Here is a 16,961-nt window from a genome sequence, read left to right as displayed (position 1 = left end):
GGTGAGGATTCGTGAATACGGTAACATTATACGCAATACCCTAAAGTGAACAGAAAAGGGGCAGAATTCATGGCAACGATAAAAAACGTTGAGCAGGAAGTATTCGATTTCTATAACGCTGGAGTGGAAAAAGAACGCTTGAAACGGGGCATTGGAAAAATTGAATTTGAAAGAACAAAAGAAATTATTTCAAGATATTTGTTAAATACAAAACAAGTGATCTATGACATCGGTGGAGGAACTGGAGAATACGCCAGATGGTTGGCACAGTTAGGGCACGAAGTCCACATGTTTGAACTGGCGCCGCGTGCGGTGGAACATGCGATTGAATTGCAAAATCATACTGAGTTTCCCATTCACTCCATCGAACTAGCGGATGCAAGAGCTATTTTTCGCCCTGATGAGAGCGCGGATATGGTATTGCTGATGGGGCCGCTCTATCACCTGCTTGACAAAGATGACCGAATCGATGCTTTGAAAGAAGCGGTAAGAGTATTAAAGAAGGACGGTGTATTGATTGTCGCGGTGATCTCAAGGTTTGGATCCACGTTGTGGGGGCTATCGGTGTTCGGGCAAAAAAACGATTTAATAGACGAGGACGCCTTTATGGAGATGGTCCAGCGTGAACTTACGGATGGTCAGCATATACGCCCAGAACAATACCCCAATTTCATTGCGCGGGCTTTCTTTCATACGCCTGAGGAACTGAAGGCGGAAATTGAAGAAGCTGGTCTTGCGTACGAGAAAACATTAAGTGTGGAAGGTCCCATATGGATCGTACCTGCGTTTGAACAAAAATGGACGGATAAAAACAGTAAGGAACGGCTTATGAAAATTGCGGAGTTGGTTGAAGAACAAGAAAGTTTACTTGGGATGAGTCCACATATGCTGGCAATATCTCGAAAATTATAAAAACCCGTAAGAGAGAAGGGATTTTTCGATGAAAAATAGCGAGAAAGCTCGTAAGCTCTACGCGCATATGAACGCAAGTATTAAAGAGAGCCTGCTAATACCGAATAAGATATTTGTTAACGGTCGTGTACCAAAGTATTTGCCGTATGCATTAGGTATTTTAGTCCGTCAGTATGCCGAGCATAATTTTGAAGATGATTGGGTTCCCGTAACTTTAGAAACCTTTAATATAAGCAAAAGGGATCGTGAAGGCTGGAAGGATCTTCAGCGGATAATTGATCTACTTGAAAAGAACAAGGTAATAGAGACGAAGGAAGTAGGGGCGGTTTCGTATATTCGTATTGTGGAAGATGTAGTAGTTACCAATAGATCGGACATTGGCCTATTTAATTGTTCCTGAGCCAACCGGCAGTTATCAGTAAATGAAGGATTAAATAAACCAGAAAATGTATACAGGTCAGAAATCAATTTTCATATGGTATGGTTAGATGATTATCTCATAGTATTTGAAGGGATAGGTAAACCAAATAAGAAGAAAACAAAATACAAAGGTATACAAATCCAGTATAAAATAATATGTAATAGAAAAATACAAAATGAGCGCTAGATTAACAAAATAAACTGATCTCTCATTATGAGGAATGAGGAAAACTCATGAACACAAAACTAATATTAATTGATGGAATGCCTGGGTCTGGTAAATCAACTACCGGAAGCTTCATTAGTGAAAAACTGAATGAATTGTATATTTCCAATAGATTTTATCATGAGTTAGAAGAAAATCATCCCTTACGAATTTATGATAGGCAGTTTACTTCCTTCACGGATACAGAAGAAGCTGAATGGTTCTCCACAAAAGTTGAGCAATTATTTAAGAGCTTTGTGAACGACCGACTAACTCGAGATGAAATCACAATTATGGAGAGTTACGTTTTCCAGGACACCATTGGATTCGCCTTTAATATGTGGTTGCTGTGGGTAGATAACGACAGTCTCCAGAAGATTTAGATTCTGTTATATCGATGTGGTTACATAATTATGAGGAGAAAAGTGGATTTGACGCTGGCGTGTGGTTTAATCAAAAATTGGTTGGTATGATAGGACTACATTATATTGATTGGAAGAATAAAGAGACAAGTATAGGATATTTTTTAGCTGAGTCAAACGAAGGGAATGGGGTTATTACTTTATCGATACAAACATTACTTGATTTTTTGTTTAAGGAGCTTAAGTTGAATCGAGTAATTATTCAATGCGCAGAAACTAACATTAAAAGCAGAGCTATTCCAGAACGAATTGGTTTTGTAAAAGAAGGTATATCGAGAGAAGCGCAGTGGCTGTACGATCATTATGAGAATATTGCGACTTATAGTATGTTGTCGAGTGATTGGAATAAGTAATAATCATGGAAGAAGCTCAGACACAAATGACTCAGCCTTAGCTTAGGAGCTTCTAAGGTTGGGTCGTTTTGCGAATACAAGAAACGATATAAGAAATCAGCGAAATATAATTGTAAAGCAGAAAAAGCATGAAATCAGGAGGTTACTATGTCGGTTGAATATATAACTGGAAGAAAGGTCAGTCTTAGAAAAGCGAATCCAGAGGATGCCGATCTTTTATGTAAATGGTATGCCGATGGAAGAGTAATGATCCATGTTGGTTTCCCAGATGGACTACATGGGGACATAGATGAACTGAGGCAGCGATTGGCTGTTATAGATAAGGGAAATTCATTATTTATTATATTAGATGAATACGGTAATCCGATTGGAGAATGTAATTTCAATAATCTTAATAAAGAAAGTTGCGATATTGGAATTAAAATATGTGAAATAGCTTATCAAGGAAAAGGATACGGACAAGATGCGCTGACAATATTTGTTAAACATTTATTTACTACTTATGGGTTAGAACGTATATGTTTAAATACATTACTTGAAAATCATAGGGCTCAAAATCTATATTTAAAAACTGGATTTAAAATCGTAAAAACTAACTATGACTGCTGGATTGATCCAACAGGTACAAGTAGAAGTTCGGTAGAGATGGTATTAACAAAGAACGATGCAGATTTCGTGAAATAGTACCAGTTACAGAGAGCAGGGATGTCCTTGGAAATTGTTAAATCAAGGGTAGAAAGTATTCGTATAGTCGTTAATGAAATGATATTCAGTATGGATAGCTCAAATAAAAAACAGGAAGCTTCTATCCGACTTTATGGAGTGTCATCTTTTGCTTCGATGCTTGCAATGAAGAGAGGTTTAGAGACGGAAATCGCTGCAATTGCGGGTTTGCTTCATCAATTTTATTATTATAAAACCGGTATCATTCATTATCCTGGAATAAATAGTACTGAGGCGGTTAGACCTATAATAAGAGACTTGGGAATTTTCACCAAGGAAGAACAACTTGTAATTTTACGGGCAATATTCTATCAGGATCAAAGTGGACAAGTCCATGGCCCATATGATGAAATAATCAAAGATGCCGTTGTTCTTCATAAGTTTTTGCAAAACATGGATCAAGCTGTACCCCATTTGGATGGGCAAAGACTTTCAAATTTGCTAGACGAATTATCCATACAAGCGGATTACCAAGAGGGAGAGGTTACAACTCAAATTAATATCTCCAGCAATGTTAAAGATAAACGTCAATTGTTGGCTGACATTTCGGAAGAATTAGCAGGAGAAAATATTATTGGCATTCCAGGAGACAAGCGATATCGTGAAATTTGCCAGTACTGGCCCGATCCCGACATATATAAAGCGCTCCAAGGTAATTGGTGTGCAGCATTCGTTTATCATTGCTGCATGTTAGCGGGATTTCTGCTTCCAATACGTTACCCGAATGGAAATCATCGATTAGCTGGCGTAGGTGCGATGTTAGAATGGGCGAAACTACATGAAACCGGTTTTTTCCACATAGATGGCAAGGAAAACTATATACCCGAACGTGGCGATATTGTTATCTATGAGAAACTCTTGTCTGATCACTCGCACGACCATATAGGAATTGTTCTTGCGTGCGATGAGCATGAAATTCTGGTTGCTGAAGGCAATAGAGATAACGAGAACTATTCCAGCATTCTACGCAGGAATAGGAAACAGTGTATTCTTGGATATATCCGAATCGACAATGAATACCATTATAATTTCGATGGCATATACAACCCAACTCTTTAGGTGCTGACAATATTAATTAACGGAGTGGATCATTAATGGCTTTTGATACTTTTACAAAAAAGAGACTTGAAAAAATACTTGATAACTACATAAAAGAAAAAATGCCTATGCTTCTTGAGGAAGAAATAAAGATAATTTATAAGTTCCGGGGAAACACAATCACACTTTCACAAGATAGACCATCTTATATGCCTGGACGACGAGTGGAGCTCCCGATTGCTCAGTTTAGACAAGAAGATAATAAATGGAAAGTTTACTGGATGGACAGTAAAGATAAGTGGCATTTTATAGATGATATAGAACCTATAGAAGACTTTGAAAAACAGTTAAGAATAATTGATGAAGCACAATATGGATTTATGTGGATGTAGTTTAGCTATTTTGGTTTTTTGCTCCCCATTCGCATAATTCTTCTAAGATGGGTAACAGCGTTTTCGCTCTATCTGTGAGACTGTACTCGACTTTTGGGGGGATTTGAGGATACTCCTTTCGTTCCACCATACCATCTGCTTCCAATTCCTTGAGTTGTGAACTCAGTATTTTATAGGTAATTACTCCTATCTGTCTTTTCAGATCATTAAAGCGAACCGGTTGATTTTCTGCTAAGAGGTAAATAATTACCATTTTCCATTTACCACCAATAACTGACAATGTGTAGCCAAAAGGAGTATCCTGGATATTTTTAATTTTACCCTTATATTCAGACATACCCATAATTTACACTATCCTTTCTGATAGTACCTATCAATAAAGTGCGTACTGTTTTTATGTTTAAACTCATTTTATACTAACCTTACTTTGAACTAAAGGAGAGAATAAAATGACAAAAGTTAAAACTTACAATCACGGTGTTGCATGGGAAGAGGGGAATTGCGTCACTCAGGGCTACTCCGTCAATGGAACCATCTATATTTCGGGGCAATTTTCCCATGATATGGAGGGCGCATTCGTTGGTGAGGGAGATATCGAGGCGCAGACACGTCAGACTTTGGAGAATCTCGATCGCGTGCTGGCAGGGTTTGGTGTCACAAGGTCGAACCTTGCTTACGTGGAGGTGTATCTGACAAACGGGCAAGAGCATGCTGAGCCATCCATTCGGCTGTTCAAGGAATACATGGGACAACACCGGCCCGCTGGCAGTCTCATCGGTGTGACAAACCTGGCATTCCCTGAGCAACTGATCGAAATTAGCGCCGTGGCATATACGGACTAACTGGTTTAAACAGGTAGGTGCAGCCCCGGACGGTTCGAATTCTAAAAGAATGTGCCGATTGTTGTTGCAAAACCGGACGGGGCGACCTTAAGTCGCTTTCCATTGTGTATGCTACAACGATAACGATATCGAGGCTAGGGTTTGTTGTGCATACTAAACGTTATCAGAAATATCTATGCATAAATCGTGAGGATATGTTTTGAAGAAATTTAGAGGACTAAGAAGACAGTACAGGAAAATACAAAGAAGACTTGATAATTTAGTTTTCAATCTTAATGAAGAGTCTTGGTATAACTTTTACCATATACACCTAGATTGGAAGGGAATTACTGACTATAGTACTAAAAATAGAAGGAGTCATATTAAATGGTACCTTATAAATAATACTTGATTCAGACCTTGCCTCCGCAGATGCAATATATTTTCACACCGAAAACCCACATAGTGAATTTCCAATAAAGTTCGATGATTATGAATGGGGCATTCAGGCAAATGAGTTATTAAAAGATATAATTGATTTGGATAAATATGATTTGGGAAGATGTCTTGGTAATGAGGGATTTTATAGTATTGCATACAGAAGAAAGGGCTAGGAATTTCTTTAAGAAGATTTATGCATTGACCTCAGATAACACCGTATTCAAGGATTTGTGAAAGGATTAAGCTTTAAAAGCAAGGTTGAAAAACAAGATATTTATTTTAAATCAATGAATTATACATATCCAAAATCAAATCGAAGTGTTGAACTGGAGATTGGTAAAGAGATCTATCATGAAAGTGGTTTAGCCTATCAAAGTTTGTTAATGAAGGGCAAGTATGAAACTTGCCATCGAAACGGAGATAATCATGGACATAAAAATAAGACAATTGGAAAACGCTGAAGAAGCGCCTCTAGAATTATTGCTTATGGCTGACCCATCGGAGAAGATCGTAAGAGAATATTTAAAAAGAGGCTCTTGTTATATAGCCACCGTCAGTCATGAAATCGTTGGAGTCTTTGTGCTGCTCAAAACAAGACCTGAAACGGTAGAGATAGTAAACATAGCAGTACGAGAGGATTATCAGAGAAAGGGGATAGGGACGAAGCTTGTTATTTTTGCAACTGAAAGAGCAAAAGAAGAACGTGCAAAAACAATAGAAATAGGAACAGGAAATTCAAGTATAGGGCAACTTTTACTATATCAGAAATGCGGATATCGTTTGACGGGAATAGATCGAGATTTTTTTGTAAGACATTACAGTGAAGAAATTTTTGAGAATGGGATTCAATGCAGAGATATGGTTAGATTAAGTCTTGAGATATAGGGTGTATGATGGGAAGAGAACTATATGGATAAAGTTGTTGAGAAGAAATACGCAAACCAAGTTAAGAGCGAATTACTAAAAAACCTAAAACCCTACGGCTTTAAGAGGACTAAACCTACCTTTTATACCAGGCTGAAGGAGGACCGCATAGAATTCATACATATACATAAGTTTTCTTTCGGGCCGTCTTTTAGAGTTCATATTGGTGCAAGATTTTATTGCGATAGCTTTGAAGCCGTTGCTTTAAACGGTATTGATAGTGATGGATTCCGAAGGAAATACAATTTGTCCTACGGGTCGCCTGAAGAATCAGTAGTGAAATGTGTCGAAGAGATCATGAAGTTTATCCGATGTGAAGGTTTTAGGTGGTTTGAAGATTGGATGGATCCTATTGAATTGCTAGATGATGAAGATTCGCCGATCATTAGATTTAAGAATGAATATCTAAAATTCCAAGCTGGTGAATACGACATTGAGAAAGTAACCTTATCTAGGATGCTTTTGGGAATTAAGGATTAATTTAAGCAATTTGAAGCTTTCAATTCATGAACATCAAGTAAAGGGGTAAAATCAATGAAAATCGCTTTAGTTTTATTTAATAGAGTAACGTTTCTTGATTTCGTTGGATTTTATGATGTTATCGATCGTTTAAACCAATTTGATGGGACCAAAGGAACAACTTGGGATATTTGTGGTTTGACCGAAGAAGTAACTGATGAACTTGGTATGAGGGTAAAGGTAAATGTGATTAAACCGGATTTGTCTGAATATGATCTTGTTTATATTCCTGGTGGAATGGGAACGAGAACGCTCAAGGACGACAAGGAATTTATGGATTGGGTAAAAACGGCAGAATCCGTTGAATATAAAATATCGGTATGTACGGGGTCGTTATTGTGGGGGGCTGCAGGATTTTTGAAGGATAAGAAAGCGACAACACATCCGAATACTTATGAATTACTGGAGCCTTACTGTTCAGAGGTTATAAAGTCACGGATTGTGAAGGATGGCAAGGTTATCACAGCAGGAGGCGTAGCAACTTCAATTGACTTAGGTTTATACATTGTTGAATTGTTAGCTGGAAAAGAAGCGATGAATATCGTGAAGAAGCAGATTGATTATCCATATACAGCGGTTGGAATCGTAGAAGTGTAGTCCAACCTCTAACAGTAAGCGAATTTAATTCACTGCTGCTAGAGAAGCAACAAGCAAACAAGTACATGCGTCCCTTGCCTGAAGCTTATCTAACCAACCTGTGGAGGAGTTTCATTTGCGCTTTACCGCTGCAGATGATTATGGTGGGTCCACTCACCAGGTTTATTTTTATGAAAATCTATCCGGTGCCAGTTCCTGCCCCAAGTTAAAAGATAAGGATAATCGGAAGTATTGTAAGCTATCCAACATCTGTACTAATTGGTTTCGCCCATTTACAGGCTGCGGATCCAAGCGGCTTGTGAATGAATAAAACGGCATACGGCTGCTGATTTTATCGTCTGATCTTTAAGAACTGAAGCCGGGTCAAGCCCGGTCTGATAACGGTTCAGGAAGTGCAGGAAGACGTCCAGCTTACGAAGCTGAAGCAGCTCGGGCAGCAGTTCCAACTCCTCTGCCTCCAATCGGCGCACACTGTGGTAGCCAGCCAGCATGTCCTTCACGACTTTTCTAGAAAGGCCGCCGGGAGCGGAAAGCTGTTCGGCTAGGCAGACAGCAAGTTCCATCGCCCTAAGGTCGAGGGTTACGAACTCGAAGTCGAGGACGGCCCGAATTTCTCCATCTTCTACGAGGACGTTGGAGTGCGAGAAGTCGCCATGAATCCATTGCCGTTCCAAGCGGCGTATGGATTCCGCATGGTTGGTTAACGAATCCAGGACATCTAGTAGAAACTCGGTCTCTTCGGCTATCGCGGAGAGAGCCGGATCTGTCTTGTAGAGGCGGCGGGCGCTCACCGCCGCTTCTTCTGTGTCCGGGCCGAGCAACTCATCATATGGCGGATAAGAAGGGGCGGCTTCAAGCTGCAGCCCTTCCATGGCCAACGTGAGCTGGCCTACGGCCCGTCCGTAGGCGTAAGACAGGTCGTGGCGATCTTCAGCCGGTTTCACGCCGGGCAAGTAAGCGAACACCGCCGCCAATTTCCCGTCCGGCGCCGTAGTCCAGGTCTCGCCCTGCCTGGTTTGCAGCGGACAAGGGGTTTGAAACGGCAGCTTCTGCCGTGCCAGCAGGAGCAGCAGTTCGTGCTCAGTAGCCAGCTTCATGGTCGAGCGATGGTTTTCATAAATGCGCAGAACCTGAACCTGTCCATCCTCAAGGATAACGTAGCGGGTGGTATTGTTCATGCCACTGTCGCGCTCTTCGATCCGCAGGACGGGAGACAGCGGATAAGCTGCCAGGATGGCTCGGTAGTAGACTTGGTTCGTGGTATCCATATGTTTGCAGACTCCTTAAGTTGTTTATTTCATAGTGGGATGCCGAAGATTGAAGCGTAACATTGCTCCATTGAATTTCAAAAGAAAGAGACACTTGTCAGCACCTCTAATTCACTTTATTGTAAGGTTTATGACACTTGTTTGTTCTGGGAGGTTTTCCACTAATACTCTACCCTGGTATTATCATTGCTAATATAATGGCTAATCCAATCATACAATTATTAATTGTGATCGTGTTAGTAATTATTTGGAGTTTAATAGACAGTTAAGCACTCAATTTATATAGTAGGTGAGTTTATTGACATTAATGCAACTTAGAATACCAACTGGATATGCAGTGACATACAATAAGTTCTATGATGTTGATCCAATTTCACAGGCAGACAGCGACTTTATTGAAAATTGGGGATATTTTACGGAGGACTTACTTCAAATCGTTAAAATTGGAATCAAAAATGGTGCTTGGTATGTTCCTGATAGAGAAAATCGCTTGTTATTTGATCTAGGTTGGTATCCGGACTCAAGTATTGATGGACATTATACATTAGAGGTTGTTGATGGTGAATGGAACGTGTTTAAGAGCATTTCTACAAAAGATCGAAAAGTAATAAAAGAAAAACTTGAAGGATGGTTGGCGGAATATGGCTGTCAGATGTGAAAAATAAGAAATATACTCAGACAACAAACGAATCGGCTTAAGATAAGAGTATATGATAAATATAGATTAAAGGAGTTTACATTTGCAGAGGGAACATTACATCTATATCACCGTTTCATAGTGCAGGGCTACCGTCTCTTGGGAGGAGTCTAATGACGAATAAAGAGCTTCAACTATTATTAAGTAAATACGGCATGATCGATCCATCTATCCAGTTTCTTAGGCATAACGAGAACAGAACGTATCGTGTAAATGACTGCGGCGGCGCTTCATACTTACTGCGTATTCACCAGCCGTACAAAGAGAGCATGACCGGCATGCAGCACACGTATGAAGGTCTTCTCATTGAAATGGATATGTTAGAAGAGTTGTCACGCCAGACGATCCTGACCTCCCAGAAACCCTTGCGCAGCTTAGATGGGCAGCTCGTTACGATGCTCGAACATGAAGGGAAAAAGCTTAATGCAACGATGCTAACTTGGCTAGAAGGGAGAGACCTAAACAAGGACGATGTTGCAGATCCGGAGCGGGTGTTGGCGCTAGGACGCCATTTGTCCGAACTGCATGCATTCTTTCACCTTTATCCGAAAGGTCAACTGGATAAGCGTCCGAGACAGGACATTGCTTACAATACAAAAATGGTTGGTACGATCCAAAGAGGGCTGGAGCTTGGTTTATTTCAGGCTTCCGACATAGACACCATCACGTCAACAATCAACCTTATTAACTCCCGGCTTGAGGGAACAGGGAACAATGGATTCGGCCTGATTCATGGTGATATAAGCATGGGCAACACTTTGATTACGGACGATGGGGGCATTGCGATCATTGATTACGGTTTTTTCGGAACGGGCTATTATTTGCTGGACGTAGCTATGGGGGCAATGATGGTTCCTGCAGAACTACGGGACACCTTTCTTGAAGGATATTACGGGCGTGAGCGGGGGCAAGTGACCGAATACGATATCGTTCTTATGGAGGGCTTCATGATAGTCGCTATCATAGGTTACTATGCTTTCCAAATGGGGAATACTTCGGTACACGATTGGATGCGCGATCGGATGCCAAAGCTGTGTAGAAATTATTGTCGCCCGTTTCTTAACAATGAACGGATATTTTATACCTGTTAGTTGGATGCCTAAGAAGTAGATTACCAATATAGAGGGTTACCACTATAAGAGAGAAGGTGTTTCCATTGGTAAAAAAACTATAATGAGAATATCTATATGCGAACCCAAAATAGGCATGTAGATTTCTCTGAATCTCTGAAAATACTTATTGAGGAGAAGTGACATGCTAAATAAATTAAGTGAATCTATATATTATTTATCTAACCAAAATGATAAGGAAAGACCGACATTAGGGTTGGTTTGTGGCGATAAGTACAGTCTGGTCATCGATGCTGGAAATTCACTTCAACACGCTAAGGATTTTTTACAAGAAATAGAGAGTTTAAATGTACCACCAGTTAAGTATTTGGTTATCACTCATGCGCATTGGGATCATTTTTTAGGGATGAACGAGTTTGATGCTGTGGTCATTGTGAATCCGCTAACGAATCAGCTGTTACAAGCTTGGCGGGGTTATTCTTATGATGATCGTTCTCTCAAAGAATATGTAAATTCCAAAAAGATGAGTGCACAGTGTGTAGAGATCATTAAGAATGAAATACCTGAGAGAGAAGCATTTCAATTACACTCTCCAGATATCATTTTTGAAAAGTCGCTTACTCTTGACTTGGGGAATAAGGCCTGTGTTCTTGAACAAATACGGAGTACGCATACGGATGATTCCACGATTGTTTATGTTCCTGATGAAAAGGTCATTTTTCTAGGGGACAGCGTTTATGGAACAACCCGTAATTCATTATTCCATTACAAAAAGTCTCATCTATTACCAATGATTGAAGATATCCAGAAATTTGATGCTGGCTATTTTCTACTCGGTCATGAATCTATTTGTGACTTAGATGAGATGAATACGTTTTGGAAAGAGCTCAAGTTGGCAAGTGAAGCTACGGAAACCACATCATTAGAGGAAGCCATAGAGTGTTTTACAAAAGACAATGATAGGTCCCCTAATGAAAATGAGTTGTTCTTTATTAAAGCATTCGTTAACGACCAGATTTTGAACTCACAAAAAGCTTAGCTGATCGTGAAATGTAGAGGGTCGCTAACATAGGAAGAAGGCTCTGAAAACAAATGCCCCAGTCTAGGATAGTGAGCTATCTAGGCTGGGGTGTTTTGTGAAATCAGAATAATTTCAAATTTGTAGCCGCTGCAAACATCAGCGTATCTGCACAGCGGGACTATCACTCCTCGGTAGTCAGATGTATAATCATGGAAGAAGCTCAGATACAAATGACTCAGCCTAAAGCACAAACTATGTAAGACTGGGCCAGTTTCAGGGATATCACGTTCACGATGCATCCCAGGAACAACAATGATAAGTGCTTCTAGCAGAGAGGAGAATAGCTATGAAGAAATTAGTACTTATTCGTCACGGTCAAAGTGCCTGGAATCTGGAGAATCGATTTACAGGTTGGACCGATGTGGACTTATCAGATGCTGGTTTAGAAGAGGCAAGGAATGCAGGGATTATTTTAAAGAAAAACGGCTATGTTTTTGATTATGCCTTTACTTCTGTACTGAAGAGGGCTATCAAAACTTTAAATATCATCCTTGATGAAATGGATTTATTGTGGATCCCCGTAACTAAATCGTGGAAGTTGAATGAGCGCCACTACGGGGCGCTTCAAGGCTTGAACAAAGCTGAAACAGCTCAAAAATATGGTGATGAGCAGGTCCATCTATGGAGAAGATCCGCAACTGTAAGACCACCGGAACTTGATCCAACGGACAGTAGATATGATGCCAATAATCCTAAGTATAGTGAATTGAATAAAACGGATATCCCGTTGTCTGAAAACCTGGAGGATACAGAGAAACGCGTCATCGAATATTGGAAAGACTCCATTGTACCGGTTATTAACGAAAACAAGAAGGTTATTATTTCCGCACACGGTAACTCCTTAAGAGCCCTGGTTAAATATTTAGACCATGTACCGGCGGACGGTATCGTGAGTTTGAATATTCCGACCGGCGTTCCACTGGTTTATGAATTAGATGATGATTTGAAGGTCATCAGACATTATTACCTAGATATGCAAGGCGAAGTTCCTGAAGAGGTTATACCTGGCAGCATTAAATAAGAATAAAGATCGAGACAGCAAACGCCTCAGCCTAAAGATGATGAGCATTCTTGGCTGGGGCGTTTTTGTGAATACAACCGGGATGTAAAAGTTAAGAAAATGATTTGCAAGGAATGATAATTACAAATGAACAAGAAAAAGCGATTTGTAGGGATCATAACGGCTGTTATTGTGATTGTATGTATATTTTGCTCATAACCGTGTACTACAGTTTAACCATAGGTTGACGCCGGAAGGTAAAGCAAAGGGATCCTCTCTATCGCAATTAAAGCATTATGAACCAGCAAATGATGGGTGATCAATGCAGGACGTAAACCTAACGAACCCAGTAAGCGCTATTTGGAGAAAAAACGGCATTTTGAAAATTTAACGAACCTGAGACACGTTATTTGTACGTTTTGGTGCCATTCTGCTGCAAAAAAGGTGAAATAGCGTTAACTGGATTCGTTAGAATCACCAGGAGAGCATATTGGGCCAAATAGCGCTTATACAGTTCGTTAGAGGCAAGCAAAGACAACCGTTGGTAATAGGATATTAGGATATGTTACTCCGAAGCTGCGTTCACCCAGCTAACGAACCCAGTAAGCGCTATTTGGAGAAAAAACGGCATTTTGAAAATTCAACGAACCAGAGACACGTTATTTGTACGTTTTAGCACCATTTGGCTGCAAAATAGGTGAAATAGCGTTAACTGGATTCGTTAGAATCACCAGGAGAGCATATTGGGCCAAATAACGCTTATACAGTTCGTTAGAGGTTTGTGATCGCGATGCTTGATAAGCGATTATCTGAATAGTAACAAGGAGCGAATACATACACTGAGCGAATTCATACTAGTAACAAGCAACCCAACCTAAGATGGGAGCATCTAAAGGTTGGGTTGCTTTTTGGTTATTGCTCGATGCTTAGCCTTTCACCGCACCGGCGGTAAGACCGCTGACGATGTATTTTTGACCGAATAAATAAAGGATGAATACAGGTAGTGATGTCAGCACGAGGTTGGCGAAAATCAAATTCCAGTCTCGGCTGTACTTGCCGTAAAAGTTGTAGATCGAAAGCGGCATCGTCCAGGTGGAGCTGTCGGTCAGGAAGTAGACCGGAATCGTGATATCGTTCCACACGGACATGAATACCATGATGGCGACCGTCACGTTTACAGGCAGAATGAGCGGAGTGACGATGCGGACAAAGACGCTGAATACATTCGCTCCTTCCAAAAAGGCTACCTCATCGAGTGCTTTCGGGATCGTTTTGATGAAGCCGCTGTAGAGAAATACGCTAAATGCCGTATTGAGCGAAGCATAAATCAGAATGACGCTCGGAATGCTGCCATAGAACCCCATCCACTGAACGACTCGGATCGTCGTAATGGTTGACATCGGAACAATCAATCCTAGGAAAAAATACATGTACAACGCCCCCGCGACTTTAGTCTCGCGACGCGCCAGAATGAAAGCGGCGGCCGAAGAGGCGACGATGTTAATAAGAGAAGATATGACGGTAATCATCACGCTGTTCAGGAATGCTCTGGACAATCCGCCCTCCTCAAATACTCGCACATAGTTGGAGAACTGCCATACCTTGGGCAGCTTCAAGGAAAAGCTGAGTACTTCGGCGCTTGTTTTGAATGAACCCAAAATCATAATGAGCACAGGTAATATAACGATCAAAGAGGCCAGAAGCAGAATTCCTTCGACAATATAGTTGCGTATCGCGAGCTTGCGCGTGTATCCCATTATTCGGTGACCTCCTTACGCCGCATATACATCAGCAGTGGAATCGCGATTATGGTGACGACGACGAACAGAAGCGTGTTGACTGCGGTACCGAGTCCCCAGTTGCCTTCACCGAATGCGCGCATAATGATCGTCCCGACAACCTGTGATGCATTGCCTGGACCCCCACCGGTCATAACATAGACCTCCGAAAATACTTTAAGGCCGCCTATGAGCGTCAACATCAGGTTAATATTGATCGCCGGCAGGAGGAGAGGCAGCGTAATTTTGTAGAAGCTCTTCCAGGAGCTTGCTCCGTCAATTTTGGCCGCTTCGTAGTATTCCGGCGATATGGACTGGAGTCCGGCCAAATAGATGGCCATTTGGAAGCCGGCGCTTTGCCAGATGGAGACGATAGCAATCGTCCAAATGACCAGCGAAGGATTGGTCAGCCAAGCCTGGCTTAAACCATGTAGTCCGATCGCCTCAAACAATTTATTGATCGTACCTTCGGTCCGCAGCAGTGGCGTAAACAAAATGCTGATGACCAGGATGCTCAGAATGGAAGGCGAATAGAAAATGGCGCGCAGCAGGTTTTTCGTTTTCAGTTTCATGTTCAGAGCGACAGCCAGCAGGATGCCGATGACATTTTTGCCGATTACCGTAGCGACAGCGAAATACACTGTATTTTTGAGAGCCAGAGAGAGCGTTTTGTCGGAGAAAATTTTGGTGAAGTTATCCCAGCCAACAAAATGAATATCTAGTCGGTCCATCCGCCAATCGGTAAATGAATAGTAAAAGCCTGCAAAAGCAGGGACGACGAAAAAGAGGGAATAGATGAGCAGTGCCGGTAAAACCAAATAATACGAGTACAAGTTTTTTGTCGTTTTCATATCTCACACCCCATTATAGCCTGGGGCAGCACCAACCCCGGAGGAATGATGCTGCCTGTTTATTACTCTCCTTAAAAACCGGGCACTTCTTTATCCTTCATCAATTGGCTGAACTTCTCATCCCAGGATTTCAATACCTCGGCTGGCGTCAAGCCGCCTGCAAATTCATCCTGCAGCAGTCTGTACAGCTCGCTGCGGTCAACGAGCATATACGCATCGGTTGTCAGCACGGTCTTCTTCGGCGTCACATAATTGTCCACGATTTCCTGTTTGTAGGCCGGAAGCTTAGGCGTTTTTACATCGCTGAGGTTGGAAATGTAGCCTTTGCTATCGACGATTTTCTGAGCTATTTCCTTGGAAGCCATAAAATTCAGGAACTCTTTAGCCTCATTCAAATGCTTCGCTTTTTTCGGAACGAACAGCTGTCCGCCGAGCGGGCTTGCTCCGAGTTTCGCATCTTGGGAGGACGGAATGGGGAAAACCCCAAGCTCCATTTTAGGGTCCTTCTGAGCTACCCCTTCAATCAACCAGTCACCCATAAACATCATGGCGACTTCCTTGTTCAGGAACTTCCCGACCGCCATGTCATAACTGTCGCTGAGTACGTCGGCATTGGTGTAGCCTTTTTTATACACTTCGTACTGTTGCTCCAGGAAGGTTTGAAATTCCGGGATATCCGACCATTTCTTCTTGTTGCTGTTTAAGTCAGTGAAGAAGTTCGGGTCATTTTTGGAAACAAAATCGGCAAAAGCGGCAGCAGGCCAGATGTTAGCGGCCCAATTATCTTTAAAAGGCATAAATACCGGTGTAACCCCGCTGGCTTTAATTTTTTCGCAAACGGCTAAAAATTCGTCGAAGTTTTTCGGAATGGACAAGCCGAGATCTTTAAAGATTTGTTTGTTGTACACAACCCCTTGCATACCTGTGTCCTGACTGACATGGAAGCTGTAAAGATGGCCGTATGCCGAAAGCACATCCTTGTTTACAATTCTGCTGGCCCAAGGCTCATTATCCAAAATTTCAAAATTGCGTTCCAGATTGAGGTCCGTAGTGGCGCTGGCCAAGTTGTATTGGATGATATCCGGCGTTTCATCGACGGCCAGTTTGGTTTGCAGGACGGTTGTCGTTTGTTCGGCCGGAATCAGCTGCAAATTGACGTGAATGTTCGTTTGCTTCTCAAATTGATCCAGAAAGTCTTGCTGAATAAAAGCGGAATCCTGCGAACTTTTCGAAATCGCTAATTCAATGGTCACCTTTTTGCCATCTTTTTCTTTGGCAGAAGAGTTGTTTGTTCCTGAGCTAGAGTTGGAGCCTCCAGACCCAGATCCACAAGCGGTGAGTGAAACGGACAGCAAGCCGGCTAACACCAGAGCGGTCACTTTTTTTATTTTAGTACTGTTCAAAGCATATCCCCCCAACTAAAATGAATGTTGAATCCGTTTACAACTT

20 protein-coding genes are annotated in these 16,961 nt (G+C 41.5%); 15 read left to right on the top strand and 5 right to left on the bottom strand.

Features of this window, described 5'->3' with window-relative positions; all coding sequences use genetic code 11:
• Window positions 1–69: 69 nt before the first annotated feature.
• The 7 genes from ACFQ3W_RS10120 (at window position 70) to ACFQ3W_RS10090 (ending at window position 4,465) form a co-directional block, all read left to right on the top strand.
• On the top strand, window positions 70–912 hold the full coding sequence (locus ACFQ3W_RS10120) for a class I SAM-dependent methyltransferase (RefSeq protein ID WP_379319110.1): 843 nt from the start codon (window positions 70–72) through the stop codon (window positions 910–912).
• Between the two features lie 28 nt (window positions 913–940).
• Window positions 941–1,312, top strand: coding sequence for a hypothetical protein (locus tag ACFQ3W_RS10115; protein ID WP_379319109.1), 372 nt, complete (start codon window positions 941–943; stop codon window positions 1,310–1,312).
• Between the two features lie 254 nt (window positions 1,313–1,566).
• The gene (locus ACFQ3W_RS10110; RefSeq protein WP_379319108.1) at window positions 1,567–1,920 is read left to right on the top strand and encodes a hypothetical protein; all 354 of its coding nucleotides are present in this window, start codon (window positions 1,567–1,569) and stop codon (window positions 1,918–1,920) included.
• A gap of 14 nt (window positions 1,921–1,934) precedes the next feature.
• Window positions 1,935–2,312 carry a GNAT family N-acetyltransferase gene (locus tag ACFQ3W_RS10105; protein ID WP_379319107.1) on the top strand — a complete coding sequence of 126 codons (378 nt, stop codon included), beginning with the start codon at window positions 1,935–1,937 and terminating at the stop codon, window positions 2,310–2,312.
• Between the two features lie 147 nt (window positions 2,313–2,459).
• A complete protein-coding gene (locus ACFQ3W_RS10100; protein ID WP_379319106.1) occupies window positions 2,460–2,996 on the top strand; it encodes a GNAT family N-acetyltransferase in 537 nt (178 codons plus the stop codon).
• A 27-nt stretch (window positions 2,997–3,023) separates the two neighbouring features.
• A complete protein-coding gene (locus tag ACFQ3W_RS10095; RefSeq protein WP_379319105.1) occupies window positions 3,024–4,094 on the top strand; it encodes a CHAP domain-containing protein in 1,071 nt (356 codons plus the stop codon).
• 35 nt (window positions 4,095–4,129) lie between these two features.
• The gene (locus ACFQ3W_RS10090; protein WP_379319104.1) at window positions 4,130–4,465 is read left to right on the top strand and encodes a DUF3024 domain-containing protein; all 336 of its coding nucleotides are present in this window, start codon (window positions 4,130–4,132) and stop codon (window positions 4,463–4,465) included.
• Window position 4,466: 1 nt separating this feature from the next.
• Here ACFQ3W_RS10090 and ACFQ3W_RS10085 read toward each other — a convergent pair whose 3' ends face one another.
• Window positions 4,467–4,808, bottom strand: a complete 342-nt coding sequence (locus ACFQ3W_RS10085; RefSeq protein ID WP_379319103.1) for a winged helix-turn-helix transcriptional regulator — start codon at window positions 4,806–4,808, stop codon at window positions 4,467–4,469.
• 106 nt (window positions 4,809–4,914) lie between these two features.
• On the opposite strand from ACFQ3W_RS10085, the gene ACFQ3W_RS10080 reads away from it, so the two are divergent.
• From ACFQ3W_RS10080 to ACFQ3W_RS10065, 4 genes are all read left to right on the top strand, one after another.
• Entirely contained in the window at window positions 4,915–5,307 is a 393-nt protein-coding gene (locus ACFQ3W_RS10080) for a RidA family protein (protein WP_379319102.1), read from the top strand.
• Window positions 5,308–6,159: 852 nt separating this feature from the next.
• Window positions 6,160–6,612: a GNAT family N-acetyltransferase gene (locus ACFQ3W_RS10075; RefSeq protein ID WP_379319328.1), complete on the top strand. Its 453-nt coding sequence runs from the start codon at window positions 6,160–6,162 to the stop codon at window positions 6,610–6,612.
• 24 nt (window positions 6,613–6,636) lie between these two features.
• Window positions 6,637–7,131, top strand: coding sequence for a hypothetical protein (locus tag ACFQ3W_RS10070; RefSeq protein ID WP_379319101.1), 495 nt, complete (start codon window positions 6,637–6,639; stop codon window positions 7,129–7,131).
• Between the two features lie 54 nt (window positions 7,132–7,185).
• Complete coding sequence (locus ACFQ3W_RS10065) at window positions 7,186–7,767, top strand: DJ-1/PfpI family protein (protein WP_379319100.1); 582 nt, start codon at window positions 7,186–7,188, stop codon at window positions 7,765–7,767.
• 272 nt (window positions 7,768–8,039) lie between these two features.
• Here the strand turns inward: ACFQ3W_RS10065 and ACFQ3W_RS10060 are convergent, their stop codons facing one another.
• Complete coding sequence (locus ACFQ3W_RS10060) at window positions 8,040–9,035, bottom strand: phosphotransferase (RefSeq protein ID WP_379319099.1); 996 nt, start codon at window positions 9,033–9,035, stop codon at window positions 8,040–8,042.
• Between the two features lie 289 nt (window positions 9,036–9,324).
• Between ACFQ3W_RS10060 and ACFQ3W_RS10055 the strand changes: the two genes are divergently transcribed.
• The 4 genes from ACFQ3W_RS10055 to gpmA all read left to right on the top strand — a co-directional run bounded on the left by ACFQ3W_RS10055 (window position 9,325) and on the right by gpmA (window position 12,904).
• The gene (locus tag ACFQ3W_RS10055; protein ID WP_379319098.1) at window positions 9,325–9,693 is read left to right on the top strand and encodes a hypothetical protein; all 369 of its coding nucleotides are present in this window, start codon (window positions 9,325–9,327) and stop codon (window positions 9,691–9,693) included.
• Between the two features lie 152 nt (window positions 9,694–9,845).
• On the top strand, window positions 9,846–10,823 hold the full coding sequence (locus ACFQ3W_RS10050; protein ID WP_379319097.1) for a phosphotransferase enzyme family protein: 978 nt from the start codon (window positions 9,846–9,848) through the stop codon (window positions 10,821–10,823).
• Window positions 10,824–10,986: 163 nt separating this feature from the next.
• Window positions 10,987–11,841, top strand: a complete 855-nt coding sequence (locus ACFQ3W_RS10045; RefSeq protein ID WP_379319096.1) for an MBL fold metallo-hydrolase — start codon at window positions 10,987–10,989, stop codon at window positions 11,839–11,841.
• Between the two features lie 328 nt (window positions 11,842–12,169).
• The gene (gene gpmA / locus ACFQ3W_RS10040; RefSeq protein ID WP_379319095.1) at window positions 12,170–12,904 is read left to right on the top strand and encodes a 2,3-diphosphoglycerate-dependent phosphoglycerate mutase; all 735 of its coding nucleotides are present in this window, start codon (window positions 12,170–12,172) and stop codon (window positions 12,902–12,904) included.
• A gap of 905 nt (window positions 12,905–13,809) precedes the next feature.
• On the opposite strand, the gene ACFQ3W_RS10035 is transcribed toward gpmA, so the two are convergent.
• The 3 genes from ACFQ3W_RS10035 to ACFQ3W_RS10025 all read right to left on the bottom strand — a co-directional run bounded on the left by ACFQ3W_RS10035 (window position 13,810) and on the right by ACFQ3W_RS10025 (window position 16,915).
• Window positions 13,810–14,640 carry a carbohydrate ABC transporter permease gene (locus tag ACFQ3W_RS10035; protein WP_379319094.1) on the bottom strand — a complete coding sequence of 277 codons (831 nt, stop codon included), beginning with the start codon at window positions 14,638–14,640 and terminating at the stop codon, window positions 13,810–13,812.
• Window positions 14,640–15,512, bottom strand: a complete 873-nt coding sequence (locus ACFQ3W_RS10030) for a carbohydrate ABC transporter permease (RefSeq protein WP_379319093.1) — start codon at window positions 15,510–15,512, stop codon at window positions 14,640–14,642. The genes ACFQ3W_RS10035 and ACFQ3W_RS10030 overlap by 1 nt, the downstream gene beginning before the upstream one ends.
• A 71-nt stretch (window positions 15,513–15,583) precedes the next feature.
• Window positions 15,584–16,915, bottom strand: coding sequence for an ABC transporter substrate-binding protein (locus ACFQ3W_RS10025; RefSeq protein WP_379319092.1), 1,332 nt, complete (start codon window positions 16,913–16,915; stop codon window positions 15,584–15,586).
• Window positions 16,916–16,961: the final 46 nt, after the last annotated feature.

Source organism: Paenibacillus puldeungensis, assembly GCF_042678945.1.
Taxonomy (GTDB): domain Bacteria; phylum Bacillota; class Bacilli; order Paenibacillales; family Paenibacillaceae; genus Fontibacillus; species Fontibacillus puldeungensis.
Note: the sequence above shows the minus strand (reverse complement) of the source record. Positions and strands in the feature narration are given on the sequence as shown.